The 13,639-nt window shown below is 70.0% G+C and carries 9 protein-coding genes; all 9 read right to left on the bottom strand.

What is annotated here, in order from left to right:
- Positions 1-165 precede the first annotated feature (165 nt).
- The 9 genes from GF068_RS19115 to GF068_RS19155 all read right to left on the bottom strand — a co-directional run bounded on the left by GF068_RS19115 (position 166) and on the right by GF068_RS19155 (position 13,632).
- Positions 166-2,769: a protein kinase domain-containing protein gene (locus tag GF068_RS19115; RefSeq protein ID WP_153820843.1), complete on the bottom strand. Its 2,604-nt coding sequence runs from the start codon at positions 2,767-2,769 to the stop codon at positions 166-168.
- A gap of 75 nt (positions 2,770-2,844) precedes the next feature.
- A complete protein-coding gene (locus GF068_RS19120; RefSeq protein WP_170319566.1) occupies positions 2,845-3,648 on the bottom strand; it encodes an SAM-dependent methyltransferase in 804 nt (267 codons plus the stop codon).
- A gap of 69 nt (positions 3,649-3,717) precedes the next feature.
- Complete coding sequence (locus tag GF068_RS19125; RefSeq protein WP_153820845.1) at positions 3,718-3,978, bottom strand: hypothetical protein; 261 nt, start codon at positions 3,976-3,978, stop codon at positions 3,718-3,720.
- A gap of 279 nt (positions 3,979-4,257) precedes the next feature.
- Positions 4,258-6,963 (bottom strand): serine/threonine-protein kinase, encoded by a 2,706-nt coding sequence (locus GF068_RS19130; protein ID WP_153820846.1) that lies wholly within the window; start codon positions 6,961-6,963, stop codon positions 4,258-4,260.
- 37 nt (positions 6,964-7,000) lie between these two features.
- A complete protein-coding gene (locus GF068_RS19135) occupies positions 7,001-7,798 on the bottom strand; it encodes an SAM-dependent methyltransferase (protein ID WP_153820847.1) in 798 nt (265 codons plus the stop codon).
- Between the two features lie 40 nt (positions 7,799-7,838).
- Positions 7,839-10,760, bottom strand: coding sequence for a serine/threonine-protein kinase (locus tag GF068_RS19140; protein WP_153820848.1), 2,922 nt, complete (start codon positions 10,758-10,760; stop codon positions 7,839-7,841).
- A 174-nt stretch (positions 10,761-10,934) separates the two neighbouring features.
- Positions 10,935-11,165, bottom strand: a complete 231-nt coding sequence (locus GF068_RS19145) for a hypothetical protein (RefSeq protein WP_153820849.1) — start codon at positions 11,163-11,165, stop codon at positions 10,935-10,937.
- A gap of 182 nt (positions 11,166-11,347) precedes the next feature.
- Positions 11,348-13,099, bottom strand: coding sequence for an acyl-CoA mutase large subunit family protein (locus GF068_RS19150; protein WP_153820850.1), 1,752 nt, complete (start codon positions 13,097-13,099; stop codon positions 11,348-11,350).
- A 53-nt stretch (positions 13,100-13,152) separates the two neighbouring features.
- Positions 13,153-13,632 (bottom strand): hypothetical protein, encoded by a 480-nt coding sequence (locus GF068_RS19155; RefSeq protein WP_153820851.1) that lies wholly within the window; start codon positions 13,630-13,632, stop codon positions 13,153-13,155.
- Positions 13,633-13,639 lie beyond the last annotated feature (7 nt).

Raw genomic sequence — 13,639 nt, forward strand, 5'->3', positions numbered from 1 at the left:
TTCTCACTCCTCGATTCCTGTGCTCGTCATGGAGCATCCATCGGATGCCGTTCAGAGCCACACTTCGTCCAGCTAACAGCGTTCCGGTGTTCGACGCAACTAATTTCTAACACGAAGGACCCTCGCGTCCTGCATCCAGCCAGCGCGGCTGCCATCGAGCCCTCGTCAGGGTCCGCGCCGAGGCTCACAACCGAGCGCCTCGACCCGACGCGCCGCGTCGCGCGCCGTGATCGAGTCTTTCGCCTCGCCCCAGCGCGAAAGGACGGCCTCGTAGGCCTCGCACGCGAGGCCCTTTTCACCACGCGACTCCCGTGCGGCACCGAGGCGACGCTGGTTCTGTAGATAGATGACCGGATCCATCAACATGCCGCAATGGCTCACGGACTGGACGAGGTCGGGCAGGGCCTCGGCCATCTCGCCCGCGAGGAAACGGACTTTTCCGCGCTGCGCGGCGGCAAGCCGGTCGCGGTCGTACGGGACGCCGTCCGGGCGCGAGCCGAGGCGAGGCAAGGCCGCGAGCGCCTCGCGGGCTTCCTCGGGCGTGCTCGCAGGCACGGCATAGGCGTCGTACCATGCGCCGAGCGCCGCGGCCGGGCCCTGCGCGGCGCACCGCGCGACCCAGCCGTCCCGCCACGCGGCGTGCGCGGCGTCCGAGACCAGGCCGGCCCGATGCGCGGCGTCGCGGAAGGTCGGCTCGGGGTTGCCAAAGCAGCCGGCGGCGCGCGAGCGGAGGGAGGCGGTCTGCCGCGCGAGGAACGATTGCGCGACGCGGCCCGCCTCCGCGACGCGCCCGAGCTCTTGCAAGAGGAGGACGTGCCTGGCCGCGGGCTCGGCCTCGTGATCGATGTCGCCGGCGGCGCCCTCGGCGTCCTCTGCGATCTGGAGCGCCCCCTCGAAATCGCCCGTGCCCGCCGCGAAGCCACACGCAAAGACCACGGCATCACGCTTGTGCCCCGCGGCGCGGAGCTTCTGCGTCGCGATGTCGACGACGAAGCGGACCTCGGCGTCGGGCCGGCCCTGCCCATAAAGCGCCGCCGCCAGAAAGCCGTGCGCCCGACCGACCTCGGGCTCTCTCGTGATCCAGCTCCGCGCAATGGGTTCGAGGCCCGCGCAGCGGCCCTCCCGGACCTCCAGGGAGGCTCGCTCGAAGATACAATCAAACGCCGCAGGAGACACATCGAAGCACCGATCGAGCGCGCGCTTGGCGTCGTCGACCCGCCCGAGGGCGACGAGGGCGTGCGCCTGCGTCTGCCAGCAATCGGCATAACGATCGTCGAGGGCGAGGCATCGCTCGGTGAGCGCGAGGAGCTCGGCGGGGGGGTGCTGGTCGAGCGGGGCGAGCTGCCAGTAGACGAGCTCGGCGTCACCCGGATACCGGTCCGAGAGGAGCACGAGCCGGCGGCGCATCTCGACGAAATCGGGCGGGTGGCGCTGGAGGAATGGCTCCATCGCCTCGAGCAGGGAGCGATCCCGATCGCCGAGCGACGAGCGCAAGAGGAAGGCCCTTCGATAGGCCTCACGCGCGGTGCCGAGGTCGTCGCCGTCGCTCGCGACCATCGCATACCGGAGGTGCGCGAGCGCGAGCGAGGGATCGGCCTTGCGAGCGCGGTCGAACGCGGCGCGCGCCGTCGTCCAGGAGGCGTCCCGCAAGGCCTGGACCCCCTCGCGGTACGCAATCCGCGCCTCGGGGCTCTCCGTCGCCGGGAGCGGCAGATCGGTGATGGCGACCTTCAAAAGCGGCGCGGCCGATCCCGAAGGCGGCGCCTGCGTCCCCTCGCCAGGTTTCTCCCGAAGAAATACCCCCACCACGACGACGAGCGCGGCGAGCGCGGCGACGACCACGAGCGCGCGGCGGGCGCGAGGCGCGGCGGGCGTCGGCGGGTTTGTCGGCGGGGGCGGCGCGGGGTGGGGCTCCGGGGCCGGCGCGGCGAGGAAAAGCGCGAGCTCGTCGGCGATCGCATCCATCGAGGGGAATCGAGCGGCGGGGTCTTTCGCGAGCGCGCGCTGGACGAGGGCACGAATGCCCTCGGGCGCGCGGGTCATGGGCCTGGGCTCGTCGGCGAGGATCGACGCAATGAGGCCCGCAGGCCCCTTGTCCGCGCGAAAAGGGAGCTCGCCCTCGAAGAGCTCGTGCGCGACGACGCCAAAGGCGAACTGATCGACGCGCGCGTCATACCCCTCCCCCGTGATCTGCTCGGGCGACGTGTATGCCGGTGTGCCTTGAAAGGAGCTCTCGTTCGTCTCGACCTCGAGCGTGCGCCCCGTGGGATCGACCTCGCGATCGAGGCCACGCGCGATCCCGAAATCGAGCACCTTCACGGCGCCCGCCGCGCTCACCACGATGTTCTCGGGCTTGACGTCGCGATGCACGAGGCCGGCCTGGTGCGCGGCGGCGAGGGCACGCGCGATGTCATGGAGGACCTGGATCTTGCGGGGGAGAGGTTCGTCCCGTCCGATGAGCGCGCGCAAGGGTTCGCCCTCGGCGATTTCCATGGCGATGAACGCCGTGCCGTCGAGGTCGCCGACGTCGTAAATGGCCACGACGCCGGCGTGCGAGAGCCCCGCGGCCGCGCGCGCCTCGCGGAGCATACGCGAGGACTCGCGCGTCCAGGCGTCCTCGGAGAGATCGGCGTCCTTGCGCAGGACCTTCAGCGCGACCCTGCGGCCGAGGCGGGTGTCGCGGGCGCGATAGACCTCGCCCATGCCGCCCGCGCCGAGGAGTGATTCGATGACGTAGCGGCCGAAGGTCTCACCGCCGGAGAACCGCATGACGGGGACACCGTAACCCGTCCGCGGGCCGGCGCCCAGGGAGGAGGCGCGTGTTCGTCGAGCGTCCGTCGAGCGTCAGGCGGGGCGCGGCGACGTCGCGACCGGGAGGCCGAGGCGCTCCAGGGCCGCGGGATCGGGAACAGCGCGTCGTACGGGCGGCACGTACATCGTGCTCGCCGAGGTGAGCGGCACCTCCACCAAGCGTCGGAGCGGGATCCAGTCGGCTCGCGGTTCGCACTCCGGAAATATGGAGGCTTCGTAAACGCACACCTCGTGCTCCAGGGGGTAAAACTCGGACAGGTACGCGAGCAGCTCGGGGAGGCGGCTCAGATCGTACTCCTCCGCCGAATAGGTGTGCTGCGCGAATGCGCCGGGCTGCCATACCACGAGCGCCACCGTAGGATCCAGCTTGTAGCGATACAACGCCAGCTGGGTGGCTTCGTAGCTCTGACACCCGTGCTGCGCCGGATCGACGCCGAGATCTGCGAAGAGGCAATCCTCGGCGGAGATGCCGGGGAGCATGCGCGCCTGGTACCCCTGGCCGCGAAGCCTGCGAATGGCTTCATGCGTGGGGTATGCGAAGACACCCGGGTGCCCGTAAAACACAGCGCACGTACGCAGCCCCGCGACGACACATTCAACCATACGAGCGATCATCTGCTCGTAGGTCGTCATCCGGGGTTTCCCGGGTTCATAAAACGAGGCCATGGACTCTGCCTCGGGGTTCAGTCGGCTGATCACGTTCTTGCCGATCGGGTCTCCGACGACATAAAGAACCTTTTCGGCAGACTTGATGCGAGCGATCGCTTCTTGTGTCAGGTGACAGGTCGTGTTGATGCCGCTGCCCACGATGACCAGCGAGCCCTTTGTTTTCTCCAATGTCGATCTCCTGGCGAATATCAGCACCCGGCGCCCCGTCCTGGACGCCGGGTACCGACGACGGATGGTCTATCGTTCCATCGAGACTACGTAAATATAGGTTTCGTTCTTGAGCGCCATCGCCCGCGAGGCCAGCGGGGCATCGTCGGTCCAGGGCACGTCCATGACGCGAGCGAAAATCTCATGCCGATTCGAGCGCAGAAGAACGTCCTGGTCCTCCCGCGGTAGATCGGAGCCAGCCATCGCGCTCCGGGGATCGGTGAGGTACGCCGCCAGCTTGGCGGGCTCGAGCGCCAGATCCGTGAGGAACTCCTTCAGAGAAGCTTGCATCTTGATCAACTCCTTGCTCGCGCGGCGTCAGCATCCATCGGGTATGGTGCCATCGCCATGCCAGAGCCAGCTTACGGTAGGGGAACCTACCTTAGCAAGCGCTTTCGCCCACGCCGTGGCCATCTTCCGGCGTCGTGGCCAACGCAATCGGCATCTCGGGCCGTAACGAGCGCACGTGGATCGTCGTATTCTTGCCGCGGAGATACACGGCCGCGACCCAATCTCGCGCGTCGGCTCATCGGTCGGACAGCGTCGGCGACGGTCGACGGGCGGCGCTCGTCACGGGCCAGGCAAAGGCTTGCAGGCGAGCGCCGTCGCATGCTCGCGAGCCTCCCGCGCCGTGCGCGACGCACGCGCCCCGCCCCAGCGCGAGAGGACGCGACCAAAAGCCTCGCATGCGCCCGCGTGATCACCGAGCGCCTCGCGTACGAGCCCGAGCTGGAGGAAGCTCCGCATGTGACGCAGGGAATCCGTGAGGCCGATACAAGCCGCCGTCGCCGCCACGAGGTGGGGGAGCGCGGCAGCAGGCTCGCCCGCGAGCCAGTGGATACCCCCGAGCGCTCTGTCGAGCGCCAGGCCGACATGCGGCGCGAAAGACCGCTCCTTGGCGAGCGCCTCCGGCGGTAAAAATGCGAGCGCGACCTTCGCCTCCTCCATCGTGCGGGCGGTGTTCCCATAAGCGTTCACCCACGCGGAGACCCGTGTCACGTCGCTTTTGGGGACGGTGCTCAGCCATGCCGCTCGCTCGGCCTCGTAGGCCTCGCGGGTGAGCAACCCCGCGGCCCACATGGCCCGCCAGAAACGCATCGCGGAGTCGCCGCCGAGCTCGTCGGCGAGCAGCGCCCCGCGACGCGCGACGATCGCCTGGGCCTCGCGCCCCGCGTCCGCGTCGCGGCCCATCTCTTCGAGCACCTGCACGAGCACATTCGCGGGCCAGTTGTGCACCCCGGCGCTCGGATCGCCGGCGACAAAGCGCTGGAGGTCCCGGAGCAAACGCTCGGCCGCCTCGAAATCTCCCGTCGATAACGCGTACAGAATGAGATGCTTCCGGGCGTCACCTTCGAGCGACTCCGCGCGGTACATGGCCGCGGCGTTCTCCACGGCGGTCCGCACGGCGGCGTCCGGCGCGCCACGCGCGAAGAGCGCCGCGGCGAGCTGCATGTGGGCGACCGGGGCCTTCGGGTTCTTGGCGATCCACTCCCGCGCCCCTTCCTCCGCGGCCACGCACCGGCCCGTCTGGAGGAGCGTCGAGCCACGATCGTAAAAACAATCGGACGCGGCCGGCGTGGCCTCGATGCAGCGGTCGAGCGCGGCGAGCCCCTCCTCGATTCGCCCCATGCGGTGAAGGAGCACGCGCGCCTTGCATTGCAGGCAATCCCCGTAGAGCGGATCGACCACGAGGCACCGATCGATCAGCGCGAGGACGTCGGCGGGAGGCTGGTGGTGCAGCGCGAACATCGAATACAGGTTCAGGATCTCGGCGTCGCCCGGGAACCGCGCCGCGGCGACGGCGAGGCGCCGGGTGACCTCCGGGATGTCGCCCGGCGTGCGCTGGAGAAGAGGCTCGTGGGCGTCGAGGAGCGCCTGGTCCCGGGCGTCGAGCGCCACGCGGCCGAGGACCGCGCGGCGATAATGCTCACGCGCGACCGTGATGTCGGCGTCCTGGAAGATGATGGCCATGCGCAGATACGCCGCGCTGAGCGAAGGATCGGCCCGCGTGGCCCGCTCGAAGGCGGCATACGCGAGCCGCCACGCGCCGTCCCGCAGCGCCTGCAGGGCCTCCCGGTACGCGGCGCGCGCCTCCTCGTTCGCGAACCTCGGCAGCGGCACGGCCGTGATGGGCATGGGGGCGGGCTTGAAATGGGTCCGCGCGAGCACGGGCGGCGGCGCCGTGGGGGCCCTGCGCGCGAGGAGGAGCGCGACGGCCGCGACGGCCGCCGTCACGAGCGCGCCGAGGCCGACGAAGCGGCGCGAGCGCGAGAGGATACGCGTGGACGCCTCGGGCGCGTGGTTCGTGGCGGCGGCGCGGCGCCCGGCCGAGCGGCGCGTCGTCGTCCCGCGCGTGGAGGCGCTCGCGGCAGGGCGCGTGGGGCGCGTGGCGCTCCCGGGCGCGTCCTTTCCGCGCGGAAAGGTGGTGATCGGCGTGGCGAAGGGCGCGAGCGCCTCGGTGATGTCGTCCATCGAGGCGTGGCGATCGGCCGGCTCCTTGGCGAGCGCGCGCAGGACGACGGCCTCGATCTCGGGCGGGACGTCGTCCATCGGCGGAGGGTCCTCGCTCAGGATCGAGGCGATGAGGCTCATCGGGCCACGATCCGAGCGGAAAGGTAACCTGCCGACGAGCAGCTCGTACGCGGTCACGCCCCAGGCGAACTGGTCCGCGCGCGCGTCGACGGGCTCGCCCTTCACCTGCTCGGGCGCCATGTACGCGGGGGTGCCGACGAACGAGCCGTCGCCCGTGCGCGTGGCGAAATCGTCCTGTCCATCGGAGGCGATCTCGTCGGTGCGCCGCGCGATGCCGAAATCGAGGACCTTGATGGCGCCGTCCTCGCGGATCATCACGTTCTCGGGCTTGACGTCGCGGTGCACGAGGCCGGCCTTGTGCGCGACGGAGAGGACCCGCGCGACGTCCGAGAGCAGGGAGATCCGCTCGCCGATGGGCGCCTCGACGTGGACGAGGTCCCGGAGCAGCTTGCCCTGCACGAGCTCCATCGCGATGAAGGGCGCGCCCTCGTGCTCGCCGACGTCGAAGACCGCGACGATGCCGGGGTCGCTCAGCGCCGCCGCGATCCGCGCCTCGCGCAGCATGCGGCGCACCTGCCGGGTCCAGGTCTCGCTCGCACCCTGCGCGTCGCGCCGGAGCACCTTCAGCGCGACGCTGCGGCCGAGGCGCGTATCCCGCGCGCGATACACCTCGCCCATCCCGCCCTCGCCGAGCCGAGCTTCGACGACGTATCGATCGAACCTGTCTCCAGGCGAAAGGGGCATACGACCCAGGGTAGCGCGAAGGGACGTTCGCAGGAAGTCAGCGCGCGAGGGCCGCGCGCTCGATGCCGAGCGCGGCGCACGTCTCCTCGTCGAGCACCGAGCTGCGGGCGGGGGGCACGTAGAGCGTGGTCGCGGGCGTGAGCCTGGCCTCGATGAGCTTCGCGAGCGGGATACGCTCCATGCGCGGGGCGCAATTGATGAAGACGGCGGCCTCGTACAGGGTGACCTCGTGGTCCTCGGGGTAATGCTCGCACAGGCGCTCGACGAGCAGGTGAATCCAGCGGCCGCGGTTGCCCTCGGGCTGATAGGTCGCGTCGCCGAACATGCCGACCTGCCAGAGGATCAACGACGACGAGGGGTCGACGACCTTCCGGAAAAGGACGAACCGCGTGGCCTCGTGGCTCTGGCAGCCCGAGCTCGCGGGGTCGACGCCGAGATCGGCGAAGAGGCAATCCTCGGCCGAGATGGCCGGGAACATCGTCGCCTCGTAGCCCTCGGCGCGCGCCCTGCGAATGGCCTCGTGCGTCGGGAAGGCGAAGACGCCCGGGTGGCCATACGCCGCGCAGCAGGTCCTGTGGCCCTCGCGGACCGCGCCGAGGATCCGCTCGACCATGGCGTCGTACGCCTCTTTGCGATTGCGACCCAGCCGATAAAAGCGGCCGAGCGACTCCGCGGCGGGGTGGATCTGCTTGATGACCTGCTCCCCCACGAGATCCGCGATGATGTAAAACACCTTCGTGGAGGTCTTGAGCCGAGCAATGGTATCGCCGGTGAGCTGACCGACCGTCCGGATACCGGTGCCCACGACGACGAGTGAACCTTTTTCTTTGATCATGCGGCCTGATGTCTCCCGTGACGAACGCACGGCGCGCGCCTCAGTCGGCGCATTTCAACGCTCTCGCCCGGGCCGCGGCGCTCTGGGCCGTGACCGACGCCTTCACCCGCCCCCAGCGATCGAGGACGGCCCGATAGGCCGAACACGCCCCCTCCTTGTCGCTCCGCTGCTCGCGCGCGACGCCGAGCCGGTAGATCGCCACGGTATGCCAGATGGGCTCGTCGAGGGCCGTGCAGGAGCGAGAAGCCGCCTCGAGGTGCGGCAGCGCCGCCGCCACGTCGCCGGCGAGGAAAAACACGCCGCCGAGGAGCATCTCCACCCGCGGCGCCATTTGTGTATAAAACGCCGCGGGCTGGAGCGGCGGCTGCACCGCGAGGGCCTGCCGCGCCTCGGCCTCCGTCCGGGCGGGCATCGCATACCCGACGAACCAGACGGCCGCCTGCTTCGGGTCCCCCGCGCCGCCCGCCCACGCGTCGCGCGCCGAGGTGTATTGCGCGGCGTCGAGCGCGCCTCCCCGCCGCTTGGCCTCCAGAAAGGCCACGGTCGGATCCCACCAGGCCGTCTGCACGACCGGCCGGGTCCAGGCCGAGCGCTGCGCGAGGAACCGCTCCGCCACCTCGGCGGCTCGTTTGTCCTGGCCCGTCTCCTCGTAAAGCTGGACGAGCGCGAGGGCCGGGACGATGTGCTTCTCCTCGAGCGACTCGCCCGCGATGTCCCGCTCGAGCTCGCGGGCGATCTGCTCGGCCGCCTCGAAATCGCCGGACACGATGGCGTGGTGGATCCGCAGCCGACCGGCCGCCTCGTTGCGCCCCTGCTCGCGGAATTTCTTCGCCGCCTGGTCGACGGCCGCCTTCACGGCCGGGCCCTTCTTCCCGCCCGACTGCAGGGCCACGGCGAGCTCGCTCAAGGCGAGCGCCGAGCTCGGGTCCTTGGTGATCCAGCGCCGCACGTCGCTCTCGAGCCTGTCGCATTGGCCGAGGTGTTTGCGCGCGAAGACCCGCTCGCGCAGGCAATCCACCGCCGCCGGCACGACCTCGACGCAACGATCGAGCGCCGCGAGCGCCTCCTCTTCCTTCTCGAGCTGGAAAAGCGACAAGGCCCGGATCTGCCAGCAGTCCGCATACTTGGGGTCGAGCTCCAGGCAGCGGTCGGTGAGCGTCAGCAGCTTCGCCGGCTCGTGCCGCGTCTGCAGGTTCACCTGCAAATCGACGAGCTCGGCGTCCCCGGGGTACCGCTTCGACGCGCCCTCGATCCGCTCGAGCGTCTCGGCCAGGTCCGGCGGGTCCCGCTGCAGGAGAGGCTCGAGCGCGTCGAGCATGACCTGATCCCGCTCCGTCATGGAGCTCCGGAGCTGCATCGCGCGCTGGAACGCGATCCGCGTGCTCGCCGTGTCGGTGCGGAACCGCTCGATCAGCGCCAATCGCAGATATGCCGCGCCAAACCCATTGTCGGCCTTCGTCGCGCGCAGGAACGCCACCCGCGCGACCTCCCAGGACGCGTCCCGCAAGGCCTGCAGGCCCTCCCGGAACGCGGCGATCGCCTCGGGGTTCGACGATCCGGAGAGCGGCAGATCCGTGATCGGCGTCGCCGCGGGCGCGGGCGCGGCGGGCTCCACGGGCGGCGGCTCGGCGCTCTGTCGATACCAGAACGTCCCCCACACCGCCGCGGCCACGACCCAGATCGCGCCGAGCCCGAGCACGGGCCACCGCGCCCACCGCCGCCCGAGCTTCGGCGGAGGCGTCGTCGCCATCGCGGGCGATTCGAGCGTGGTCACGGCCGTCGTGGTCTTCCCCGCGTTTCCCGGCATCTCCACGCGCACGACGGGCGTCGGCGGCGCCGGCGTGACGCGCCCGCTCTTGTCGAGGTCGGGCGAGCGCATCGTGTGCGTGGGGGGCGCGGCGCGCGGCGGCGGCGGGCCGGACTCCGACTTCGTGGCGATCTCGACCTTGGGGTTTGGCGCCGCCCGGAGCGGCAACACGCGCGCGTTGGGCGCGATGTCCTCGGGGGCCAGCGTCTCCGGCTGCGAGGACTCCCCGGGGACGAGGGCGTCGTGCAGCCCGCCGGCGTTCTCGGCGGCGACGTAAGGCGCGAGCGCGTCGACCACGAGGTCCATCGAGGAGAACCGGTCGACCTTGCGCTTGGCGACGGCGCGCCGGAGCACGCGCTCGACCACCGGCGGCACGAGGCCTTCGAGCGACGGGGGCTCGTCGTGCAGGATGGCCGAGAGCAGCTTGACCCCCTCGAGGTTCGCGCCGAAGGGCACGCAGCCGGTGATGAGCTCGTACGCGAGCACGCCCCAGCCGAACTGATCGGTCCGCGCGTCGACCGGCTCCCCCTGGAGCTGCTCGGGCGCCATGTACGCGGGGGTTCCGACCATGACGCCTTCACTCGTCACCGTGTCGGCGCCGCGCATCGACCCGAACTTCGCGAGGGCGGCGCCGCGCTGCGTGGAGGCGGCCTCGTCGACGTCGAGGTGCACGCGCCGGGCGATGCCGAAGTCGAGGACCTTGATGGTGCCGTCCTCGCGAAGCATCACGTTTTCGGGCTTCACGTCGCGGTGGACGAGGCCGGCGCGGTGGGCGGCGGAGAGGGCGCGGGCCACGTCGAGCAGCCACCCGAGCCGCGTGGTGATCGAGGCGCCGCCGCCGATCAAGCGCCGGAGCGACAGGCCCTCGATGAGCTCCATCGCGAGGTAGGGCAGCTTCTCGGCCTCGCCGATGTCGTAGATGGCGATGGTGTTCGGGTGGTTCAGGGCGGCGGCGGCGCGGGCCTCGCGCAGCATGCGGACGAGGGCGCGTTGCCAGCCCTCGGGATCGGCGGCGGCGTCTTTGCGCAGGACCTTCAGGGCGACGCGGCGCTGCAAGCGCACGTCGCGCGCCTGATACACCTCGCCCATGCCTCCTTCGCCGAGGAGCGCCTCGATCACGTACCGGTCGAAGGTGTCGCCCGGGCGTAGGCGCATGGCGTCATGCTACCGCGGTGCGAGCGCGTTGGCTAAGATCATGCGTCGCGCCGAACCTTTGGATAGACGGATACCTCGCCGCGCGAGCGCGGGCGGGTCGAAATACATTGTCGGGGTTGCGAAGCCCACGCCGCAACGTCGCGTCGCGCGACGGTGCGGCGTGGTGATCACGACTCAAAAGATCATGGCGAGCGTCGGGCAGTTCCACGGCGCCGAGGCGGGCCCGCCGCGCTCCGTGCAAAGCCAGTCCGACATGAGCGCGGCGTCACCGCTCTGCACCACCAAGCGCTCCTCGTCGCCGAGGTGCGCCGTTTTCATGAGCGCGTCGGGATCTTCGAGGAATGCGGCCAAACGGGACGGATCGAGGGCCATATCGGCCAGAAACCGACCAAGAGAAGCTTCCACGTGGGGCTCCGTACGTGTCGTGCGGCTCTGAATCGACGATGACTCCATCGCCCAATTCAAGGTGGGACGACAGGCCGGCAGTATCGTGAGTTTACGTGAGAAGCCTCTCCCGGAGCAAGCCTTTTCTGGCTGACGGGATCTTCGTTTTTTGGAGGGGTGACCGCGAGGGGGGTGGGGGGAGACTAGAACTCGGCGGGGTCGGAGTGCGTGCCCATCACCTCGCGCAGGACGTCGCAGATCTCCTGCTCGGTGCAATAGGCCTTCGCGGCGGCGATGATCGGGGGCATCAGGTTCGCCGTGCCTTTCGCGGCTTCACGCACGGCGGAGAGCGCCTCCCGTACGGCGTCCGCGTCGCGGCTCGCCTTCACCCGGGCGAGGTTCTCGCATTGCGTGCGCTGCACCGTCTCGTCGATCTTGAGCAGCGGGATGTTCTTCGGATCGGACGAGACGAACTTGTTCACGCCCACGATGACGCGCTGGTCTTCCTCGACCTCGCGCTGGAAGCGGTAGGCCGAGGCCGCGATCTCGCGCTGCGGATACCCCTTCTCCACGGCCGCGACCATGCCGCCCATCTCGTCGATGCGGCGGATGTAGTCGAGCGCCTCGGTCTCGAGTTTGTCGGTCAACCATTCCACGTGGTAGCTGCCGCCGAGCGGGTCGATCGTGTTCGCCACGCCGCTCTCCTCCGCGATGATCTGCTGCGTCCGGAGCGCGATCGTGACGGCCTCCTCCGTCGGCAACGCGTACGTCTCGTCGAGCGAGTTCGTGTGCAAGGACTGCGTCCCGCCGAGGACCGCCGCGAGCGCCTGCAGCGCCACGCGCACCACGTTGTTGTGCGGCTGCTGCGCCGTCAGCGACACGCCCGCCGTCTGCGCGTGCGTGCGGAGCTTGAGGCTCTCGGCCTTGCGCGCGCCGTAACGCTCCCGCATGAAGCGCGCCCACATGCGGCGCGCCGCGCGGAACTTCGCGATCTCCTCGAAGAAATCGTTGTGCACGTCGAAGAAGAAGCTGAGGCGCGGGGCGAACTCGTCGACGTCGAGCCCACGCGTGATGCAACTCTCCACGTAGGCGAGCCCGTCCGCGATGGTGAAGGCGAGCTCCTGGGCCGCCGTCGCGCCGGCCTCGCGGATGTGGTAGCCGCTGATCGAGACCGTGTTCCAGCGCGGCACCTCGCGCGAGCAGAACTCGATCATGTCCGTCACGATGCGCATCGCCGGCCGCGGCCCGACGACCCAGGCGTGCTGCGCGATGAACTCCTTCAAGCAGTCGTTCTGCACCGTGCCGCCGATCTTGTCGCGCGGGATGCCCCGCTTGTCGGCGAGCGCGATGTAGAAGGCGAGCAACACGACCGCCGGCCCGTTGATCGTCATCGAGGTCGTGACCTTGTCGAGCGGGATCCCGTCGAAGAGGACCTCCATGTCGCGCAAGGTGTCGACCGCGACGCCGCACATGCCGACCTCGCCGAGCGAGCGGGGCGAGTCGGAGTCGTACCCCATCAAGGTCGGGAAATCGAAGGCGGTCGAGAGGCCCGTCTGGCCCTCGGCGAGCAGGTATTTGAAGCGCTGGTTCGTCTGCTCGGGCGTGCCGAACCCGGCGAACATGCGCATCGTCCAGAGCTTGCCCCGGTACATCGTCGGCTGGACGCCGCGCGTGAACGGGTACTCGCCGGGCAGGCCGAGGTCGGCCTTGTAGTGGGTGCGTTTGTCGGCCGGCGTGGCGACGTCGAGGACCTCGAGGCCGCTCCATGTCGTGAACTTTTGCAGCCGCGGCTTCACCTTCCGCTCGGCCTCGGCCACGGGGCCGATCCGCCACGCCGCGAGCGCCACGCGCAAGGCGCGCAGGCCCTCGTCGTCGAGCCCGAGGCTCTCCCCACCGCCGCCGTTCGAAAAGCGCCGCTCGTCGGTCTCGAGCGCGCGTGCGTCGTCGTGTGCCATGGCGGCCGCAAATGTAGCGCGCAGGAGCCCGGCTTGTCTTCTTCCTGCGGCCGTTACATGCAGCCGGTCGGCTCGAACACGTCGGAGGCGAAGGGCGTGGCGCCCGTCTCGAGGCTGTCCTGAAGGGTCCCGGCGATCCGGATGCCCGCGGGCAAGCAGAGCGCCTCTTGCGTCTCGCTGGGGAAGGTCTTGTCGCCGAGGTCGAAGACGAAGTCGACCGTGACCTCGCTGTCCGGCTGCACGGTGACAGGGAACGTTTTGTCCGCGATGAGCGAGAGGCCGGACACGACGGACTGCTGGTTCGGCGCGTCCGTGATCGCGACGGCGCCGAGCTGCACGGTGCTCGGCCCGCTCGCGCGTGGCCCGAGCACGAGCGTGAGCTTGAACGAGCCGCTGATCGACGCGCCGAGCACGCCCGCCTCGATCTTGGCGGTCGGCGCTTCGATGCGGGGCTCGACGAAGACGACGTCCTCGTTTTCACCGATGCAGCCCGCGAGGAACAACGACACCACGGCGAACCACGCACGCTTCATGCGCCCA

The organism is Polyangium spumosum (genome assembly GCF_009649845.1).
GTDB lineage: Bacteria > Myxococcota_A > Polyangia > Polyangiales > Polyangiaceae > Polyangium > Polyangium spumosum.